Genomic DNA, 17,971 nt, shown 5'->3' with positions numbered 1-17,971 from the left:
TGTCGCCTTAAAAAAAGTTCATGTGACGCGCGACCCCGACATCGGATCGGCTAAGCTAGAGTCGGGATTCAAGACCAAAGCGAGCGAATGGCAGGCGGGCACGGCGGCGGCGAATACAAGGATCTGGTCGTGTTCCTGGCGGCGGCCGGCGTGGTCGTGCCCCTGTTCAGTCGCTGGAAGATCAGCCCGGTCCTGGGCTTTCTCGCCGCCGGCGTGCTGCTGGGGCCGGACGGGCTGGGACGGTTGGCGAACCTGATCCCGTGGCTGGCCTGGCTGACGATCGACGACGCGAACCAGCTGGCCCAGCTGTCGGAACTGGGCGTCGCCTTCCTGCTGTTCATGATCGGGCTGGAGCTGTCGTGGGATCGGCTGAAAGCCATGCGGCGCATGGTGTTCGGTTTCGGCCTGATGCAGGTGGCGGTGTGCACGATCGTTCTGGCCGCCGCCTTCATGCTGATGGGACAGTCGCTGGCGTCCGCCGCCGTTCTGGGCATGGGCCTGGCCCTGTCGTCGACGGCCGTGGTCCTGCCGGTGATGGCCGAGCGGCGACGGATGAAGGGGGCGGTGGGCCGGGCGACCTTCGCGGCGCTTCTGGCGCAGGACCTGGCCGTCGCGCCCATCCTGATCACCGTCACCGTCCTGGGGGCCCTGGCGGCCAGCCGCGGCGAGATGACGCCGGCCGTCCTGGGGCCGGCCCTGCTGACCCTGGCCCCGGCCGCGATCGGCCTGGCGCTGATCGTCGCGGTCGGGCGACTGGGCCTGCGCCCCCTGTTCCGCTCGGTCGCCAAGAGCCGCAAGAAGGCGGAGGGCGGGGGTCAGGAACTGTTCGTGGCCCTGTGCCTGCTGGTGGTCGTGGGCGCGGGCGTGGCGGCCCAGGCGGCCGGCCTGTCGATGAGCCTGGGCGCCCTCATCGCCGGCGTCCTGCTGGCCGAGACCGAGTATCGCCGCGAGATCGAGATCAATATCGAGCCGTTCAAGGGTCTGCTGCTGGGGGTCTTCTTCGTCGGGGTGGGGATCGGACTGGACCTGGACGCCGTCGCCGCCAATCCGGTCGGGGTGTTCGGCCTGGCCCTGGCCCTGACGGCCGTGAAGGCGGGGTTGATCTTCGGCCTGGCCCGACTGTGGGGCGTGCCGGTCCGCGCCGCGATCGAGACGGCTCTGGTGCTGGGCCCGGCCGGCGAGTTCGCCTTCGTCATCCTGACCACCGGCATGGTCGAGGGCATCGCCGACCGGGCCTTCACCCAGGGGGTCCTGGTCTCGGCGACCATCTCGATGTTCACCGTGCCGCTGATGGCCATGCTGGGCCAGAGGCTCGCGCGGGTCGCCAAGCCGGAGCCCGTGCTCGCCTTGCCGGAGCCGGAGGCCCGCAGCGGCGATGTGCTGATCGTCGGCTTCGGCCGGGTCGGTCGGCTGGTGGCCGAGATGCTGGCCCAGCATGGCCAGACCTTCATCGCCCTGGACACCGACACCACCGCGGTCGCCAACGGGCGTCGGGACGGATTCGACGTATCCTACGGCGATGCCGGACGGGCCGAGATGCTTTCCCTGTGCGGGATCGACACGGTCCGCGCCCTGGTCGTGACCATGGACGCCCCCGGCAAGGTCGACGAGGTGGTGACGGCCGCCAGGGCCCTGCGCGAGGATTTGATCGTGATCGCCCGGGCGCGCGACGACCGCCACGCCGCCCGGCTCTACGCCCTGGGCGTGACCGACGCCGTGCCCGAGACGACCGAGGCCAGTCTGCAGCTGGCCGAGAACCTGCTGGTCGATCTGGGCGTGCCGATGGGGCTGGTGCTGGCCTCGATCCACGAGCGGCGCGACAGTTTCCGGCAGGTGTTTCAGGCCGCCGCGCCGCAGGGTCGCCGCGGCCGTCCGACACGGGCCCTGCGGTCGACACTGAGGCCTTAACCCTAAACAAGACCCATTTTGGTCATCGTTGCATGATGAAAGCCGCGCTTCCCCCGGGCATTGCCTTGATGTGGGTCATTCGCTCCGCGTCACAGGGCGTCGCAGATCCAATCGCCGCCCACGCCGTTCAATCGTTCCGCGCCTGATCGCGGACGCCATACAGAGTAACCGTGTTCATGCGTGAGTCCGCGTCGACAGAGTCCTCCCCCGTCACCGAGAATACCGTCCAGCCCCGGGTCAACCGCCGTCAGGCCGCCAAGGTCCGGACGCGCCAGAAAGTGCTCGATGCAGCCCGCGGCCTGTTCGCCGAGCGCGGCTACGAGCCGGCCACCATCCGCGACATCGCCAAGGGGGCCGGCATGTCGACCGGCGCCGTCTTCGCCAACTTCCAGGACAAGGCCGAGCTGTTCGAAGCCGTCCTGACCGAGGACATGGCGAACCTGGCGGCGGTCATGAAGACCGGCGCGGGCGAGGGTTCGACCCGCGACCGTCTCGTCAACGCCCTGTCCGCCGGCTATCACGGCTCCATCGACCAGCTGCCCCTATTCCAGGCCATCGTCGCCCGGTCCTGGTTCCAGCCCGTCGCCGCCGAGACGCGGCAGCGCGCGGCCACCGAAGGCCTGACCGGCGTCATCGCCGACATCCTGCGCGACGGCATCGGGGCCGGCGAGCTGAAACAGGACGCCGACGTCGCCCTGATGACCGAACTGACCTGGGACGCCTATCTGTCGAACTACCGCCGGGCCGCCTATGACGGCTGGGCGGTGAAGCAGCTGTCCGACCACATCGGCCGCCAGGTCGACATCCTGCTGGCGAGCGTCCGTACCGGGAAGTAGGATTTGGTGGCGGGTGGCGGGTGGCTGGAAGTTCGTCGTTCATCGGCGGACTGAGCCACCAGCCACCAGCCACCCCTTCAGCTCTTCCACCTCAGCACCGCCGGCTGGACCGGATTTGAAAAGTCGCGCCCCTCGGCGCGGCTTTTCGCCCATTCGCGCTTCAGCTGCTGATACCATTTGGCCTGCCGGTCGGCGTCGTCGATCCAGATCAGGGCGGGGTCGTAGCGCAGCCCCTCGTTCTGCAGGTTCACCATGCCGCCGTCCTGTTTCAGGAAGGCGATGACGCCCAGCCGCAGGAAGGGTCGGGCGATGCCGAACACCCAGTGGTCGGACCAGAAGATCTGGGTGATCCGCGTCTTGGTCTCCGTCACCGGGGTCAGGCAGGTCAGGGCCAGCACCTGCCGCTCGCCGACCTGGATATGCTCCCAGCGATAGCCGGGCAGGCGGAAGGTGATCTCGGTCGCCGGAGCCCCGCCCAGGATCTTGTAGGCCCGGCTGTTCGACGACGGCGCGTGGCGGACCATGGCGAAGCCCAGATCGCGCGGCTCGAACCGCTTGGCCTTCTCGTGCATCGAATGCTCGGACCGCCACCACCACTGCTGGTGCACATAGGGACCATGGGCGGGGTCCATCAGGCCGACGACCGCATGGTCGATATGGCTGTCGAAATCCATGAACTCGACCAGTTTGGCGTCGCCGCCGACCACGCCCGGGAAGGTCGGGGGCGGATGGTCGGGCTCGGCGTCCGAGCGGGGGTCCGACCGGACATAGACGAACACCATCCCTTGGCTCTCCACCACCGGATAGGAGCGGACCCGGATCCGCCCGGCCTCATAGGGCTGATCGTCCACCAGCGACGGGATGGCGGCGCAGACCCCGTCGGTGCCGAAGCGCCAGCCGTGATAGGGGCATTCGACCGTCTCGCCCTCGCCCGGCTTCTGCACCAGCCGCCCGGCCGACAGCGGGGCGGCGCGGTGCGGACAGATGTCGCGCATGGCATAGACGGCGCCGTCGCGGCGGCGCCCGACCAGCACCGGCTCGCCCAGCAGTTCGTGCCGTTTGAGTGAGGCCACGGCGACGTCGCGCGACAGGGCGACGAAATACCAGGTGTCGAGCACAAACCCCTTGCCGAAGGCGGCGGGCGGGGCCTTGGCCTCGGGAGCACTGGACGGGAGGGGGGCGCTGTCTGCGGGCATCTGGACAGTCTAGAAAGAAAATCCCATCGTCGCCATTCCGCAGGCACGGTTGCAAGGCCGGCTTCGCCAACGCAGACCTCGCCCGCGCCCCTCCTGGAGACCATCCGATGAACGCCCAGATCCTGACCGGCGTGATCGCCGCCCTCGGCGTGATCGCCAACCTGGCCGGTGTCGGGGAGGCGCGCGCCACGGGACGGCAGGACGCCGTCCATGGGGACCACGGCCACCATCACGCGGCCTTCGAGTCGGATCGCCTGCATGTGCGGGTGGATGGCGAGGCGGGCCCCGGGGTGCGCGACATCATCCTGATCCCCGGCCTCAGCTCCTCGCCCGAGATCTGGCAGGGCACGGTCGATCATCTGGGGGCCGGCTGGCGCGTCCACCGCATCCACATCCAGGGCTTCGCCGGAGCCCCGGTCGACGGCAATGCCGAGGGCCCGGTCGCCGCCCCCGTCGCCGAAGAGATCGCCCGCTACATCGCCGAGAGCGATCTGGACCGCCCGGTGGTGGTTGGTCACTCGATGGGCGGGACCATCGCCATGATGCTGGCCGCCCGCCATCCCGACGCCGTGGGCCGGCTGATGGTCGTGGACATGGTGCCCTTCATGGGCGCGATGTTCGCCCCGCCCGGCACCGACCCCACGGCGGAGAGCGTCACCCCGGCGGCCGACCAGATCCATGCAGGCATGCTGACGGCTCCGGAGGCGGCCTATCGTGCCCGGGCCGCCGCGACCGTCGCGACGATGGTCCGCAACGAGACGGCCGAGGCGGCGGTGCTGGCCGATACGGCCGCGAGCGACCGGGTGGTGTCGTCCAACGCCTATCGCGAGCTGATCGTCACGGACCTGCGCCCGGAGCTGGGCCGGATCACCGTCCCCACCGAGGTCGTCTATGTCGCATTCGACCTTCCCGGCATGACCCCGGCAATCACCGACGGCATCTACCAGAACGCCTTTTCCGGCCTTCCGGGCGTCAAGCTTCAGCGCATCGACGACAGCGCCCATTTCATCATGCTGGACCAGCCCGCCGCCTTCCACGCGGCATTGGACGCCTTCGTCGCGGAATGACCGATCCGGCCGCGCGGGCGGCCGCCGACATCATCAACCTGTATGATCGGCGAGCGCCGGACTGGATCGAGGATCGGGGCCCCGACCTTACCGCTGCCGATCGCGTCTGGCTGGACCGGTTCACCGCGCGACTGACCCCCGGCGACGCCGTGCTCGACGTCGGTTGCGGGTCGGGGCGACCGATGGCGGCGGCCCTGCTGGATCGCGGCCTTCAAGTCACTGGCGTGGACGCCTCGGCGCGGCTGATCGCCTATGCGACCGAGGCGCTGCCCTGCGGCCGCTTCGTCCAGGCCGACATGCGCGCCCTCGATCTGGGCCGCCACTTCGCCGGCATCCTGGCCTGGCACAGCCTGTTTCACCTGACCCCGGAGGACCAGCGGCTGGCCCTGCCCCGCCTGCTGGCCCACGCGTCGCCGCGTGCCACCGTCCTGTTCTCGTCCGGACACCGGCTCGGCCATGCGGTCGGCCGGTGGCGGGGCGAGCCGCTTTATCATGGCAGCCTGGCCGCCGAAGACTATGCCGCAGCCCTGACCGACGCGGGCTTTCGCGTCGAACAGGGGGTCTGGGCCGACGACGGCACCGTCTGGCTGGCGCACCGCGATGGATGATCGTTAACCGTCGCGCCATCGTTTCGGCTGAAACCGTCATCACGGTGGCGTGAAGCCTTCATGCGCCGTTCACGGGAACTGCGTTTGTGTAGGCCATGCGACCGGCTATGACGGCGCGGTCAGGTCGGGGATATCGATGTCAGGTCCGGTTCAGGGAGCGCGAAGCGGCGGCACGGGCGGGACGCGCACGCCGCTGCAGCGCTTTTTCTACTGGATGTCGGTCCTGGCGGTCTGGGGCCTGATCTTCCTGGTCGTCTTCTTCGCCGTCTTCGCCCGCGGCCTGCCCGACACCTCGGCCCTCTATGATGTCGACCGCCAGCCTTCGATCACCTATCTCGACCGCAACGGGGCCCTGATCGCCACGCGCGGGTCGCAACAGGCCCCGCCCGCCGATCTGGCGTCCCTGCCCGACTATGTGCCGGCCGCCTTCATCGCCATCGAGGACCGGCGCTTCTACTGGCATCCGGGTTTCGACCCCATCGGCATGAGCCGGGCCGTGGCCTCGAACATGCGGGCCGGCCGGATCGTCCAGGGCGGCTCGACCCTGACACAGCAGCTGGCCAAGAACCTGTTCCTGACGCCGGACCAGAACATCCGCCGCAAGGTCCAGGAGCTGATGCTGGCCGTCTGGCTGGAGATGAAGTTCTCGAAACAGGAAATCCTCGCCCTGTATCTGAACCGCGTCTATTTCGGCGCGGGGGCCTACGGCATCGAGGCGGCGTCGCAGCGCTATTTCGACAAGGCGGCCAAGGAGCTGACCGTCGGCGAGGCCGCCCTGCTGGCCGGCCTGCTGAAGGCCCCGTCGCGCTATTCGCCCGTCTCCGAGAGCGAGCGGGCCGCCGTGCGCGCCACCGTCGTGCTGGACCAGATGGAAGAGACCGGCGTGATCACCCGCGAACAGCGCGCCGCCGCCGTGCTGGAACCGGTTCGCGTGTCCCGCACCCTGGCGACCCAGCACGCCCAGTATTTCATCGACTGGCTGGACAAGGAGATCCGGGGTCTGGTCGGGGAGCCGACCGAGGACATGGTGGTCGAGACGACCCTGGACCTGACCATCCAGACCTCGGCCGAGCGGGCCGTGCGCCGCATCCTCGAGCGCGACCGCTCCAAGGGCGTGCAGCAGGCGGCCCTGGTCGCCCTGGACGGCGACGGCCGGGTCCGGGCCATGATCGGCGGGGCCTCCTATGCCGACAGCCAGTTCAACCGCGCCGTCGATGCGCGCCGCCAGGCCGGATCGGCCTTCAAGCCCTTCGTCTATCTGGCGGCCATGGAGGCCGGCTATACGCCGCAGACGCCGGTGGTCGACGAGCCGGTCCAGATCGGCAACTGGAGCCCGCGCAACTATTCCGGCAACTTCATCGGCGAGACGACCATGGCCAACGCCGTGGCCCAGTCGATCAACACCGTGGCCGCCTATGTCGCCGATCAGGTCGGGCGCGACAGCGTGGCCGGCGTGGCGCGCCGCCTGGGCATCTCCTCGCGGATCGGCCTGGAGCCGGCCATGGCCCTGGGCGCGGTCGAGGTCTCGCCGATCGACATGGCCACCGCCTACGACGCCTTCGCCAACGGCGGCCGCCGGGTCGAGGCCCACGGCATCAGCCGCATCCGCACCCCCCAGGGCCGGGTCATCTATCAGCGCGCGGCCCGGGACGCCGCCGGCGGACAGGCGATCAACAACCCCGCGCTCTACTATATGAACCAGATGCTTCGGGGCGTGGTGACCGGCGGCACGGCGCGGTCGGTGCAGATCGAAGGCCGGGATCTGGCCGGCAAGACCGGCACGACCTCGGATTACAAGGACGCCTGGTTCGTCGGCTATACCGGCGGCTTCGTCGCCGCCGTCTGGGTCGGCAAGGACGACAACTCCGCCATGCGCGGCGTCACCGGCGGCGCGGCCCCGGCCGCCATCTGGAAGGGCTTCATGGAGGCCTCCCTGCCGCGCCTGAACGTCCAGCCCATCCCCAACGGCCCGGCCATGCCCGAGGGCTGGGTCGCGCCCGATCCGATCGGCGACCTGATGGGGGCGGTCGAGGATCCGTTCGGCGACGGCACCGTCATCGATCCGGTCGATCCGACCCTGGGCGAGCCCTATGTCCCAACCCAGCCCGAGGCCGAGCGGCCGCCAGCCGATCAGCGCCCCGAACCCGAGCCCGCCGCCGAGAAGTCGGACAACCCGCTGTTCTTCTAGCGGGTCAGCGCCCCACGGCGTGCAGGCCGGCCCCATGGGTCTTCAGCCAGGCGCGGAACGGCCGGTGGTCGCCGACCAGCCGGTGCACCACCGCCCAGTAGGCCGGGCTGTGGTCGGCATGGACCAGGTGGGCGACCTCGTGGGCGGCCAGATAGTCCAGCACCGCGGGCGGAGCCATGACCACTCGCCACGAATAGCGGATCCCGCGCGTCGCCGGGGTGCAGGAGCCCCAGCGCGAGGTCGGGTCGTTGATCGACAGGGTCACCGGGGCCTGGCCCAGGGCCCGCAGATGCACCTCGGTGCGTTCGGTCAGGGCCTCGCGCGCCAGGCGCTTCAGCAGGTTGACGACCCGTCGGGCGAAGGCCTCGCCCTCCCCGCCCGAGACGATCCGTGGCCCGTCCGCTCCCTCGACCAGCCGCGCCGACCCGGCCCCGCCGGTCGCCTCCAGCCGCGCCGTCCCGCCGCGCAGGGGGATGACCGCCCCCGGCACCAGGGCCGCGCCCGAGGGCCGGGCCGACAGCCGTTCGGCGATCCAGTCGGCCTTGGACCGGGCGAAGGCGACCGCATCGGCCAGCCGCCGCTCGGTCGGGGCCACGGCCACCGCCTCCCCGGCCCGGCTGTCGATGCGGAGCGAGATGCGCCGGGCGCGGGCGTTGACGCTCAGCCGCAGCTGAACCCCGCCCTCAAGCGGCAGCCGTTGTCCGGCTTGATACGGCGCAGAGCGTTTCATTCTTGGCGATAAAGTCCCGGGTGCGGGGGTAGATGTCCTCGCGGAACCGCCGCCCGTTGAAGACGCCGTAGTGGCCGACCTCCGGCTGGACGTAAAGCACCCGCCGGTCCTCGGGGATGTTGGTGCACAGGGTATGGGCGGCCTGGGTCTGGCCGACGCCCGAGATGTCGTCCTTCTCGCCCTCGACGGTCATCAGGCCGATGTCGGTGATCCGGGTCACGTCGACCGGCACGCCCCGATGCTCCAGCAGGCCGCGCGGCAGCAGATGCGACTGGAAGACGATGTCGATGGTCTGGAGGTAGAATTCCTCTGTCAGGTCGAGGACCGACAGATATTCGTCGTAGAAATGCTCGTGCTTGTCGACGCCGTCGCCGTCGCCCGCGACCAGGTCGCGGAAATACTCCCAGTGGGCGTCCTTGTGGCGCTGCTCGTTCATCGACATGAAGCTGTAGAGCTGCACGAAGCCCGGATAGACCTCGCGGCCGAAGCCCGGATAGGGCCAGGGCACGGTGTGGATCATGTTGGACTGGAACCAGGCGAACGGCCGGGCCTCGGCCAGCTGATTGGTCACGGTCGGGGACAGGCGGGCATCGATCGGCGAGCCCATGAAGGTCATGGAGGCCGGACGGTTCGGGTCGTTCTCGGCCGCCATGATGGCGGCGGCGGCCAGCACCGGCGGGCCCGGCTGACACACACCGACCACATGGGCGCGGGGCCCGATCTGGGCCAGCATGGTGCGGATGTGGTCGATATAGTCGTGGAAGTCGAACCGCCCCTCCAGCATCGGCACCTGACGGGCGTTGACCCAGTCGGTGACATAGACGTCGTGGTCCTGGAGGAAGGTCTCCACCGTGCCGCGCAGCAGGGTCGCATAGTGGCCCGACAGGGGGGCCACGATCAGCACGGCGGGGGCCGCGGCGGGTTTTCCGGCCCGTTTGAGGTCGCCGACGTTGCGCGCGAACCGCAGCAGCCGCACCCAGGGGCTGGACCAGATGACCTGTTCGGTGGTGCGCACCGGCTGGTCGTCGATGGTGATGGTCTCCAGGCCCCAGGCCGGCTTGCCGTAGCGCCGGGTGACGCTCTCGAACAGCTCGGCCGAGGCATAGGCGGTGCGGCCGATGGCCGTCTCGGACGCCGGGTTCAGCGGCGAGGTCCAGAACCGGCGCGCCATCTGCGCGCCGAGGCGGAAAGGCTGCGCCGAGGAATAGGCGAGCTCGTGGAGTGCGTAGAGCATGAGATCCCGTGGTCGGCCCCGCCGAGGCGGTGATGCCAGCATAGAACGTGCTGCGCTGCAAAAGGATTTAAACTGGGAGGGCTTAGGTCGTAGGGCTTAGGGCTTAGGGAGTAGCGACGACGACGCGGGGGTGGAGCCGAAGCTGGGCTAAGCCCTAAGACCTAAGCCCTAAGACCTAAGCCCTAAGCCCTAACCGCGCGCCATCACCCGCTGGATCAGCTGGGCCGACCGTTCGGGCCCGAGGTCGTGGGCGAGGGCCGAACGGAAGCGGCCGTCGGGGCCCATCAGATAGACCGTCAGGGAATGGTTCATGGTGTAGTCCGGCCCCGTGCCGACCTTTTCGTAATAGGCGCGGTAGACGTCGGCGGCCGCCTTCACCTGGGTCTCCGTGCCGGTCAGGCCGACGACCCCGGCCGGAAAGCCGTCGCTGGCCAGATAGTCCTTCAGGGCCTGGGGCGTGTCCCGCGCCGGATCCACCGAGACGAAGACGATCTGGATGTCGTCGGCCGCCGGACCCAGCCGGGCCTTGGTCGCCTCCAGGGCCTGGAGCGTGGTGGGGCAGAAATCGGGGCAATAGGTGAAGCCGAAGAAAACAAGGCTCCATCGGCCGTTCAGCAGGGTCTGGTCGACGGCCTGTCCGTCCTGGTTGACCAGCTGGAACGGTCCGCCGACCGAGGCCTGGCCGGTCGCGGAGCCGTCGGCCACAGCCGCGGCCTGATCCCGACCGGTCACCACGACCACGGTCACGGCCGCCAGGGCGGCGGCGATGGCGACGCAGGCGCCGGCGAACAACAGAATGGAACGGCGTGGCATCGTGTCTCCGCAGGGCAGGGCCGACAGGGCGGCGGGGACGGTCTATAGACCCGTCGTGGATCAGAGCGAAACCAGCCCGGCCCTGGCGGCCAACACGTCGCAGGGCACCCCCCTGCCCGGATGGCGCGAACTGCCCCGGCGCGCCCGGGGCCTGAGCCTGCGCACCCTGATCATCCTGCGCTGGCTGGCCATCGCCGGACAGACGGCGACGGTCATCGTCCTGGTCATGATGCTGCATTTCCCCCTGCCGGTGTGGGAATGCCTGACGGTCATCGGGGCCAGCGCCGTGATGAACCTGTCGGCCATGTCGCGCCTGCGCCAGACCGACAGCCGCCTGCCGGACGGTCGCCAGACGGCCATGCACCTGGGCTTCGACATCCTGCAGCTGACCGCCCTGCTGGCCTTCACCGGCGGGCTGGAAAACCCGTTCTGCCTGCTGCTGGTGGCCCCCGTGACCGTGGCCGCCGCCTCCCTGCCGGGGCGTCAGGCCATCGTCCTGGGGTTCATGGTGTTCGTCTCGACCACAGCCCTGTTCTTCTGGTCCATGCCCCTGCCCTGGCTGGCGGGGACCGAGCTCGTCCTGCCCCCCCTTTACCGGTTCGGCGTCGGACTGGCCCTGTGCACAGGGGTGGTCTTCACCGCCGCCTATGCCTGGCGCGTGGCGGCCGAGGCCGAGAAGCTGGAACTGGCCCTGGCCACCACCCAGGACGTGCTGCAGCGCGAACAGCGGCTGGCCGCCCTCGGCGGTCTGGCGGCGGCGGCGGCGCATGAACTGGGCACGCCCCTGGCCACCATCCAGATCGTCGCCAAGGAACTTCTGCGGGCCTCGCCCCCCGACGGCCCGATCGCCGAGGACGCGCGGCTGATGCTGCTGCAGGCCGATCGCTGCCGCGACATCCTGAAACGCCTGTCGCAGCGGCCGGAGGACGGCGACGACCTCTATGCCGAGGTCGGGCTGAAGGCCCTGCTGTCCGAGGTGGTGGAGCCGCATCTGGGCTTCGACCTCGACATCGGAGTCGAGGTCCTGACCCCCGACGGCATGGCCGCCCCGCACGTCAAACGCCTGCCCGAAGTGGTGCATGGCCTGTCGGCCATCGTCGAGAATGCCGCCGATTTCGCCGCCTGTACGGTCCGCGTACAGGCCACCGCCGACGTGCAGTGGATCACCATCGAGGTGCTGGACGATGGCCCCGGCTTTTCCGCCGACGTCCTGCCCCGGCTCGGCGAGCCCTATGTGACCTCCCGTCCTCAGGGCAAGGCGCGTCAGGCCCTGGCCAAGCAGATCGCGGCGGCCGGAAGCCGGGCCCGGTCGGGCCGCAAGGCGAGCGAGGCCCAGATCGCCGAGGCGGCGGCGGATCAGGGCGGCATGGGACTGGGCTTCTTCATCGCCCGCACCCTGCTGGAACGGACCGGGGGTCAGGTCGCGGTCGGCCATGGGGACGGGGGCCCGGGGGCCAACCGGGGGGCCCGGGTGACCGTGCGCTGGCCGCGTCGCGCCCTGGAGGCCTGACCGGCGACCCTTCGCCGCACCGCTTGACCGCGACGATGCGGAAGCCGACTTGGGATCAGGGAGATCACTGCAATGCCGACGACACTGACTGCCACCGCCTCCATGGAAGACCGGATCGCCGGGTTGGAGGACCGCTCGCTGCTGCTGCTCGACGATGACCAGGCCCTGCGCACCCGCCTGGGCCGGGCGCTGGAATCGCGCGGCTTCCAGGTCACGACGGCGGGCTCGGTCGGCGAGGCCACCGACACCCTGCGCACCCTGCTCCCCGCCTTCGCCGTGCTCGACATGCGGCTGGAGGACGGGAATGGCCTGAAGATCGTCGAGGCGATCCGCGAGCGCCGGGCCGATTCCCGCATCGTCATGCTGACCGGCTATGGGGCCATCGCCACCGCGGTGGCGGCGGTCAAGGCCGGGGCGGTCGACTACCTGTCCAAACCGGCCGACGCCGACGACGTGGTCAAGGCCCTGCTGGCCACTGGCGACGCGCCCGAGCCCCCGGACAATCCGATGAGCGCCGACCGGGTCCGCTGGGAACATATCCAGCGCGTCTATGAGCTGTGCGACCACAATGTTTCGGAAACCGCCCGCCGCCTGGGCATGCACCGACGGACCCTGCAGCGCATCTTGGCCAAGCGGGCGCCGCGTTGAGATCAGGCAGTAGGCAGTAGGCAGTAGGCAGTAGAAGCGTCCGCTGGCGCGCTTAAATGCCTACTCCCTACTCCCTACTCCCTCATAATCCGCATCGCCCCGAGCCGCGCGAACGCCAGCGTCAGGGCCTTTCGCCGCGCGGGGGCCAGGGGCAGGACCGGGGCATCGCGTACCACCGCCCCGCCGAAGCTGTCCGCCACGATCAAACCCGGCTCGTCCGGCAGCACGCCCTCGGGAAACTCCGGGGCCACTGCGAAATAGAAGGCGTCGCAGAAGGGCGCATATTCCGGCCATTTGCGGTCGACGCGGAAGTCGTCGAGGCCCGACTTGACCTCGCAGATGACGATGTCGCCCTTGCGGCCCACAGCCATGACGTCGGCTCTCCGGCCGTTGGGCAGGCAGACCTCCAGCAGCGGCGCATAGCCCATGTCGGCCAGCAGACGCGCCGCGCCGCGGGTCACCCCCAGCGTGGTTTCGGGACGGCTGAAGACCAGCTCCAGATGGACGGCGGCGGGCATCCCCCACTATGTTCCGGTTGCGTTCCGCCCGCAAGCGGAGCCGCTCAGGCCCCGGTTCGGACAGGCCGCGCCGTGTCGAACCCCAGGGCCCGGGCCCGGGCCAGGGTCGCGGTGCGCACAGCGGCGGACGGGCTCTGGCTGCGATGCCAGATCCACCAGTTCGATTGGTTGGGCAGGCCCATGATGGCCCAGCTGTAGTCCGGCGCATGATCCCAGACCCAGTACTGCTGCGACGCCAGCCCGCCGAAGCTCAGCGGGCCCGCCAGGCTGAAGCGGAACTTGGCCCGGGTCGCGGCGTCCGTCACGGCGGCGTTGGCCCGCAGCGTCTCCACCCGACCGGTCTCGCGCCGGGTGCAGGTGACGCGGATGGTGTAGCGGTTCGCCTGGGGGGCGGGATCAAAGTCGATCTGAGCCCGGCTGCACTCGCGCTGCACGTTGTTAGGGTTGCGGGCGATCTCGAACCAGCGACCGTCGAACTGGTCCAGATCGACGTTCGTGGCCTGGGCCGAGACCGGACCGGCCGATGCCAGGGCGGCGACTGTGGCGAGGGCGGCGAGGCGGCGGTGGGTCATGATCTGCGGGTCTCCCTTGACCGCAGATACGGCAGCAAAGGCGGCCCGGTTGCTCAGCCCGGAAATCGCCGTCGGTTCACCGCCCATTCCGATCGCGTCTGGCCCCACAGGTCGACGGTGGCGTCCTCATACGGCGGGGGCAGGCGGCCGGGCCCCCGATTGACGGATCCAAGCCGCGCGGCGAGCGCTTGAGACGCCTGGTTCCCCGGGTCGATCGAGTGGATCGCGTCCTCCCAGCCCAGGACGTCGAAAGCATAATCCATCGTCGCCACCGCCGCCTCCAGCGCATAGCCCCGGCCCGTGGCGTCGCGATGCAGGCTCCAACCGACCTCGCGCCCCGGCCACTGATGGGGCGTCCAAGGTCCGATCCGGCCGATCCACCGGCCGCTGTCCTTTTCGATCACGGAGAAGAAGCTCTCGCCGGTCAGGGCCCAGGCCCCGGCGACGGACATCATGACCCGCCAGACCTCGGCCGGCGACTTCGGGCCACCGATGAAACGGGTAGTCTCGGCGTCGCCCTGGAAATCGGCCCAGCGCTCGAAATCCGCCATGGCGGTGGGCCGCAGGATCAGCCGCTCGGTCTCCAGCGTCGGGCCGAGCGGGGAAGTGGGGCCAGTCACAGCAGATACTCTCGTTCCAGTTCGTAGTGGCTGCCGCCCTCGCTCAGGACGCTGGAATACAGGCCGAACCGGTCGACCCGAACCGGCGGAGAGCGCAGCAGGTTATGCGCGGTGATCCAGGCCCCGATCCGGTCGGGATTGGTCTGGGTCTTCAGATAGGCCAGGGTCAGGTGCGGGCGATACAGCCGCGGCTCCATCTTCACCCCCGCCCGTTCGGCCGCCGCCTTGCACCGCCCGGCCAGCACGGTCAGCCGCTCGCTCGGTTCCACGCCGGCCCACAGGGTGTGGCTGCGGTGGGCGTCGCCGAACGCCCCGACGCCCTTCAGGGTGAGATCGAAGCCCCCGCCCGGAATCCGCGCCAGCTCGGCCGCCAGATCCTCGGCGCGCCGTTCCTCCACCGCGCCGTAGAACGCCAGGGTCACGTGCAGGGCTTCCGCAGGTCGCCATTTCGCGCCGGGCAGGCCGGTCTGGCGACGGGCCACGGTCTCGGCGATGTCGAAGGGGATCGGAATGGCCGTGAACAGTCGCAGCATGACGCCAGCCTATCGGCGACGCGACTGCGGCGAAAGGTCGGAACCGATCGGGATGCGACCCGCTTGCAACGGCAACCACGACACACGATATTCGTGTCAGTCCCGGGCGCTTGTGCCCGAACCATGGGAGATTGATCTCGCGATGAGCGACTTCAGAAACGGTTATTCGACGCCGGCACCCGCCCAGGCCGACATGGCCGTGGATGCCGGCCTTCGCAGCTTCATGCTGGGCGTCTACAACAAGCTGGCTCTCGGCCTGCTCGTGGCGGGCGGCCTGGCCTATCTGACCGGCAATGTGCCGGCGGTGCAGGCCCTGTTCTTCGGCGTCACGCCGGACGGCCGCGTCGGCCTGACGGTGCTGGGCATGATCGTCCAGTTCCTGCCGATCGTGCTGCTGTTCGGCTCCATGTTCTTTATGAAGAACCCGACGGCGCGGGGCGTGAACATGCTGTACTGGGCCGCGGTCGCCTCGATCGGCGCGGGCTTGGGCATCCTGTTCCTGCGCTACACGGGCGGCTCGCTGGCCTCGACCTTCTTTGTAACGGCGGCCTCGTTCGGCGCGCTGAGCCTGGTGGGCTACACGACCAAGAAGGACCTGACGGCCATGGGCTCGTTCCTGATCATGGGCGTGATCGGCCTGATCATCGCCTCGATCGTGAACATCTTCATGCAGTCGGGCACCCTGTACCTGATCATCTCGGGCCTGGGCGTTCTGATCTTCGCGGGCCTGATCGCCTTCGACACCCAGCGCCTGAAGATGACCTACTATGAGCTGGGCGGAAACCAGGCCGCGCTGGGTGTGGCGACGGGCTTCGGGGCCCTGAGCCTGTTCATCAACTTCGTGAACCTGTTCCAGTTTCTGCTGGCCTTCATGGGAGGCAACCGCAACTAGGCCCGTCGGCTTACAGCCGGATCGGACGGAAGGCCCCGGCGGAAACGCCGGGGCCTTTTCTATTCCACCACCTGGAATTTGCGGCTGTCGAACACGCGCAACACCTGCGCCAGCTCGCGGCCGCGCTTCAGCACCACCCCGCCCTCGCCGACCACCGACCACTGCCCCTGACGGGCCTGGAGCGACGGCCGTTTCTCGATCCGGTAGGCCGGGGCGTCACCCGAGCGGCGGAAGACGGCGAACTCGGCCGCCTCCTTGCCCCCGACCATCGCATAGTCCCGCCATTCGGCCTGGGCGACCATGCGGCCATAGACCCGCAGGATCAGATCCAGCTCGCGCCGTTCAAAGAAGACGGATCCCGTGGGGACGGGTTCGGGAGGAGTGTCGACGCTCATCCGGTCAATCTAGGCCTGCCCGGCCCGAGCGCCAGCGAGGCCGCAGGAAGAAAAAATACGTAGTCACGAAATGGCCGCGTTTCGGTCCAGTGGCGGCCCGGTTGGCGGACGACACCGTAAGGGTCGGCCTGTCGGAGTTCGGAAGCGTCCGGATCCTGAACAGCCCCCCCAGCCCCCCTGGATGTTTCCAGTTTAAGGGCTTCGATGGGCCGGCGCTTCCTCCAAAGCGAGACGCCCGCCCTGCCCCCCTCCCCCCCGATGGCACGGCGGGCGTTTTGCTGTCCGGGGCCGGCGCTTAAACGGTGGGCGGGATCACGATCTCGACGTCTTCGCCCGCGCGCCGCACGCTCAGCGTGCCTCCGTCGACCAGCCCCGTCGCCAGGTCGGCCAGAGTGGCGGTGACCGCGCCGTCGACGGCCACGATCAGGTCGCCGGCGCGCAGGTCCTGACCGGCCGCGACCGAGCCCCCTTCGACCGCCACGACGATCAGGCCGCGATCCTCCCCCTTGCCGTCCGACGGCACCAGCGCCCGGATGCCCGCGCCATAGGCCTGCAGCGCGGTCTCGCCCAGCCTCACCGGCGCGACGGACTCGGTCTCGACGTTCAGCTGAGCCGTGCGCTCGCGCCCGTCGCGCAGATAGACCAGGGCGATCGGGGTGCCGGTCGGGGCGATGCCGATGGTCGCCTGGACCGAGCCGGCATTGGCCACCGGCCGGTTCTGGATCCGCGTGATGACGTCGCCGCGTCGCAGGCCCGCCTGCTCGGCGGGCGAGCCCGGCATCACATCCTCGACGATGGCCCCGCGCACGAAGCCGAGGCCCCGCTCAACCGCCCGCTCCGCCGTCAGCGACCCCACCGTCGCCCCGATCGCGCCGCGCGTCACGGAGCCGTTGGCGCGGATCTGGTCCACCACGAACATCAGGATCCGGGTCGGCACGGCGAAGGCGATGCCGTCGTTGCCGCCCCCCATGTCGCCCGACAGGATCGAGGTGTTGATGCCGATCAGCCGTCCCCGGCTGTCCAGCAGCGGCCCGCCCGAGTTGCCCGAATTCACCGCCGCATCGGTCTGGATATAGTCCTCGACCGCGTCGCCCATGCCGGACCGGCCGAGGCCCGAGATCACCCCCATGGTCAGGGTCTGGTCCAGCCCCAGGGGATAGCCGACCGCGAAGGCCAGGTCGCCGGTCCGCAGCGTATCGGAATCGACCGTCTCGACCTGCGACAGGCCGGTGGCCTCGATCTTCAGCACGGCGATGTCCGTGGCGGCGTCCGCCCCGATCAGGGTGGCGTCGACCAGCCGTCCATCGGTCATGTCGACGCGGAATTTCTGGCCGCCCTCGATCACATGGTTGTTGGTGATGAGGATGCCGTTGGCGGCGTCGATGATGACGCCGGACCCGCTGGCCACCGGCCCGGGCTCCGTTTCGCCGGTGGTCGGCCCGGCGGACACGCCCAGGGTCGTGACCTGGACGACGGCGGGCAGGGACCGCTCAAGACCGGTGGCGAAGCTGAACACCCCCCGCCGCGCATCATAGGGCAGGCCGGACATGCCGCTCTGGGCCGAGGCCGCGCCGGTGCCCGCCAGGGTCAGGGCGATCGCCGTCCCAGCCAGAAATCCCGCATGTTTCATCTGTCGCACCCCGATCGATTGCGGTCAGCCTAGCGCGGGAACGCGCTGGTGACGATGGCCCAACCGGGCGAAG

At 69.6% G+C, this 17,971-nt stretch carries 18 protein-coding genes; 8 read left to right on the top strand and 10 right to left on the bottom strand.

Annotation, left to right across the window (positions count from 1 at the left end):
• Positions 1 to 87 precede the first annotated feature (87 nt).
• Together BZG35_RS02835 and BZG35_RS02830 are read left to right on the top strand one after the other, a co-directional pair.
• Positions 88 to 1,908, top strand: a complete 1,821-nt coding sequence (locus BZG35_RS02835; RefSeq protein ID WP_077354266.1) for a cation:proton antiporter — start codon at positions 88 to 90, stop codon at positions 1,906 to 1,908.
• 176 nt (positions 1,909 to 2,084) lie between these two features.
• A complete protein-coding gene (locus tag BZG35_RS02830) occupies positions 2,085 to 2,744 on the top strand; it encodes a TetR/AcrR family transcriptional regulator (protein WP_077354265.1) in 660 nt (219 codons plus the stop codon).
• 77 nt (positions 2,745 to 2,821) lie between these two features.
• On the opposite strand, the gene BZG35_RS02825 is transcribed toward BZG35_RS02830, so the two are convergent.
• Entirely contained in the window at positions 2,822 to 3,940 is a 1,119-nt protein-coding gene (locus tag BZG35_RS02825) for an aromatic ring-hydroxylating dioxygenase subunit alpha (protein ID WP_077354264.1), read from the bottom strand.
• A gap of 107 nt (positions 3,941 to 4,047) precedes the next feature.
• Here BZG35_RS02825 and BZG35_RS02820 point away from each other — a divergent pair, with 107 nt between their 5' ends.
• The 3 genes from BZG35_RS02820 to BZG35_RS02810 all read left to right on the top strand — a co-directional run bounded on the left by BZG35_RS02820 (position 4,048) and on the right by BZG35_RS02810 (position 7,803).
• On the top strand, positions 4,048 to 5,007 hold the full coding sequence (locus BZG35_RS02820; protein ID WP_077354263.1) for an alpha/beta fold hydrolase: 960 nt from the start codon (positions 4,048 to 4,050) through the stop codon (positions 5,005 to 5,007).
• On the top strand, positions 5,004 to 5,615 hold the full coding sequence (locus BZG35_RS02815; protein ID WP_077354262.1) for a trans-aconitate 2-methyltransferase: 612 nt from the start codon (positions 5,004 to 5,006) through the stop codon (positions 5,613 to 5,615). Before BZG35_RS02820 ends, BZG35_RS02815 begins: the two co-directional genes overlap by 4 nt.
• Before the next feature lie 136 nt (positions 5,616 to 5,751).
• Positions 5,752 to 7,803: a transglycosylase domain-containing protein gene (locus BZG35_RS02810; RefSeq protein ID WP_077354261.1), complete on the top strand. Its 2,052-nt coding sequence runs from the start codon at positions 5,752 to 5,754 to the stop codon at positions 7,801 to 7,803.
• A gap of 4 nt (positions 7,804 to 7,807) precedes the next feature.
• Here the strand turns inward: BZG35_RS02810 and BZG35_RS02805 are convergent, their stop codons facing one another.
• From BZG35_RS02805 to BZG35_RS02795, 3 genes are all read right to left on the bottom strand, one after another.
• Positions 7,808 to 8,533 carry a M48 family metallopeptidase gene (locus tag BZG35_RS02805; RefSeq protein WP_077354260.1) on the bottom strand — a complete coding sequence of 242 codons (726 nt, stop codon included), beginning with the start codon at positions 8,531 to 8,533 and terminating at the stop codon, positions 7,808 to 7,810.
• On the bottom strand, positions 8,487 to 9,767 hold the full coding sequence (locus tag BZG35_RS02800) for a polyhydroxyalkanoate depolymerase (RefSeq protein WP_077354259.1): 1,281 nt from the start codon (positions 9,765 to 9,767) through the stop codon (positions 8,487 to 8,489). The genes BZG35_RS02805 and BZG35_RS02800 overlap by 47 nt, the downstream gene beginning before the upstream one ends.
• A 189-nt stretch (positions 9,768 to 9,956) precedes the next feature.
• Positions 9,957 to 10,580 (bottom strand): SCO family protein, encoded by a 624-nt coding sequence (locus BZG35_RS02795; protein WP_077354258.1) that lies wholly within the window; start codon positions 10,578 to 10,580, stop codon positions 9,957 to 9,959.
• Here BZG35_RS02795 and BZG35_RS02790 point away from each other — a divergent pair.
• Positions 10,564 to 12,090: an ActS/PrrB/RegB family redox-sensitive histidine kinase gene (locus tag BZG35_RS02790; RefSeq protein WP_171981863.1), complete on the top strand. Its 1,527-nt coding sequence runs from the start codon at positions 10,564 to 10,566 to the stop codon at positions 12,088 to 12,090. The two genes, BZG35_RS02795 and BZG35_RS02790, sit on opposite strands and share 17 nt — an antisense overlap.
• A 102-nt stretch (positions 12,091 to 12,192) precedes the next feature.
• Positions 12,193 to 12,738, top strand: coding sequence for an ActR/PrrA/RegA family redox response regulator transcription factor (locus tag BZG35_RS02785; protein WP_371454832.1), 546 nt, complete (start codon positions 12,193 to 12,195; stop codon positions 12,736 to 12,738).
• Positions 12,739 to 12,812: 74 nt separating this feature from the next.
• Here BZG35_RS02785 and mmcB read toward each other — a convergent pair whose 3' ends face one another.
• From mmcB to thpR, 4 genes are read right to left on the bottom strand one after another with little or no spacing between them, the layout of a single operon-like run.
• The gene (mmcB, locus tag BZG35_RS02780; protein ID WP_077354255.1) at positions 12,813 to 13,256 is read right to left on the bottom strand and encodes a DNA repair putative endonuclease MmcB; all 444 of its coding nucleotides are present in this window, start codon (positions 13,254 to 13,256) and stop codon (positions 12,813 to 12,815) included.
• Between the two features lie 44 nt (positions 13,257 to 13,300).
• Complete coding sequence (locus BZG35_RS02775) at positions 13,301 to 13,828, bottom strand: lipocalin family protein (protein ID WP_077354254.1); 528 nt, start codon at positions 13,826 to 13,828, stop codon at positions 13,301 to 13,303.
• Positions 13,829 to 13,881: 53 nt separating this feature from the next.
• Entirely contained in the window at positions 13,882 to 14,448 is a 567-nt protein-coding gene (locus BZG35_RS02770) for a GNAT family N-acetyltransferase (RefSeq protein ID WP_256364134.1), read from the bottom strand.
• On the bottom strand, positions 14,445 to 14,981 hold the full coding sequence (gene thpR / locus BZG35_RS02765) for an RNA 2',3'-cyclic phosphodiesterase (RefSeq protein WP_077354253.1): 537 nt from the start codon (positions 14,979 to 14,981) through the stop codon (positions 14,445 to 14,447). Before thpR ends, BZG35_RS02770 begins: the two co-directional genes overlap by 4 nt.
• Positions 14,982 to 15,123: 142 nt before the next feature.
• Here thpR and BZG35_RS02760 point away from each other — a divergent pair, with 142 nt between their 5' ends.
• Positions 15,124 to 15,873, top strand: a complete 750-nt coding sequence (locus BZG35_RS02760) for a Bax inhibitor-1/YccA family protein (RefSeq protein WP_077354252.1) — start codon at positions 15,124 to 15,126, stop codon at positions 15,871 to 15,873.
• A 59-nt stretch (positions 15,874 to 15,932) separates the two neighbouring features.
• Here BZG35_RS02760 and BZG35_RS02755 read toward each other — a convergent pair whose 3' ends face one another.
• Positions 15,933 to 16,268, bottom strand: coding sequence for a DUF2794 domain-containing protein (locus tag BZG35_RS02755; RefSeq protein ID WP_077354251.1), 336 nt, complete (start codon positions 16,266 to 16,268; stop codon positions 15,933 to 15,935).
• Positions 16,269 to 16,563: 295 nt separating this feature from the next.
• A complete protein-coding gene (locus BZG35_RS02750) occupies positions 16,564 to 17,898 on the bottom strand; it encodes a trypsin-like peptidase domain-containing protein (RefSeq protein WP_077354250.1) in 1,335 nt (444 codons plus the stop codon).
• Between the last annotated feature and the right edge of the window lie 73 nt (positions 17,899 to 17,971).

The sequence above is a fragment of the Brevundimonas sp. LM2 genome, assembly GCF_002002865.1.
Taxonomy (GTDB): Bacteria; Pseudomonadota; Alphaproteobacteria; order Caulobacterales; family Caulobacteraceae; genus Brevundimonas.
The sequence above is the reverse complement of the archived record's forward strand: the minus strand, read 5'-3'. Positions and strand labels throughout refer to the sequence as shown.

Coding starts and splice junctions, on each gene's coding strand:
- mmcB (WP_077354255.1), bottom strand. CDS start 13,256: ATGCCCGCCGCCGTCCATCTGGAGCTGGTCTTCAGCCGTCCCGAAACC.
- BZG35_RS02830 (WP_077354265.1), top strand. CDS start 2,085: ATGCGTGAGTCCGCGTCGACAGAGTCCTCCCCCGTCACCGAGAATACC.
- BZG35_RS02825 (WP_077354264.1), bottom strand. CDS start 3,940: ATGCCCGCAGACAGCGCCCCCCTCCCGTCCAGTGCTCCCGAGGCCAAG.
- BZG35_RS02795 (WP_077354258.1), bottom strand. CDS start 10,580: ATGCCACGCCGTTCCATTCTGTTGTTCGCCGGCGCCTGCGTCGCCATC.
- BZG35_RS02750 (WP_077354250.1), bottom strand. CDS start 17,898: ATGAAACATGCGGGATTTCTGGCTGGGACGGCGATCGCCCTGACCCTG.
- thpR (WP_077354253.1), bottom strand. CDS start 14,981: ATGCTGCGACTGTTCACGGCCATTCCGATCCCCTTCGACATCGCCGAG.
- BZG35_RS02835 (WP_077354266.1), top strand. CDS start 88: ATGGCAGGCGGGCACGGCGGCGGCGAATACAAGGATCTGGTCGTGTTC.
- BZG35_RS02755 (WP_077354251.1), bottom strand. CDS start 16,268: ATGAGCGTCGACACTCCTCCCGAACCCGTCCCCACGGGATCCGTCTTC.
- BZG35_RS02810 (WP_077354261.1), top strand. CDS start 5,752: ATGTCAGGTCCGGTTCAGGGAGCGCGAAGCGGCGGCACGGGCGGGACG.
- BZG35_RS02815 (WP_077354262.1), top strand. CDS start 5,004: ATGACCGATCCGGCCGCGCGGGCGGCCGCCGACATCATCAACCTGTAT.
- BZG35_RS02790 (WP_171981863.1), top strand. CDS start 10,564: ATGGAACGGCGTGGCATCGTGTCTCCGCAGGGCAGGGCCGACAGGGCG.
- BZG35_RS02800 (WP_077354259.1), bottom strand. CDS start 9,767: ATGCTCTACGCACTCCACGAGCTCGCCTATTCCTCGGCGCAGCCTTTC.
- BZG35_RS02820 (WP_077354263.1), top strand. CDS start 4,048: ATGAACGCCCAGATCCTGACCGGCGTGATCGCCGCCCTCGGCGTGATC.
- BZG35_RS02785 (WP_371454832.1), top strand. CDS start 12,193: ATGGAAGACCGGATCGCCGGGTTGGAGGACCGCTCGCTGCTGCTGCTC.
- BZG35_RS02760 (WP_077354252.1), top strand. CDS start 15,124: ATGAGCGACTTCAGAAACGGTTATTCGACGCCGGCACCCGCCCAGGCC.
- BZG35_RS02805 (WP_077354260.1), bottom strand. CDS start 8,533: ATGAAACGCTCTGCGCCGTATCAAGCCGGACAACGGCTGCCGCTTGAG.
- BZG35_RS02775 (WP_077354254.1), bottom strand. CDS start 13,828: ATGACCCACCGCCGCCTCGCCGCCCTCGCCACAGTCGCCGCCCTGGCA.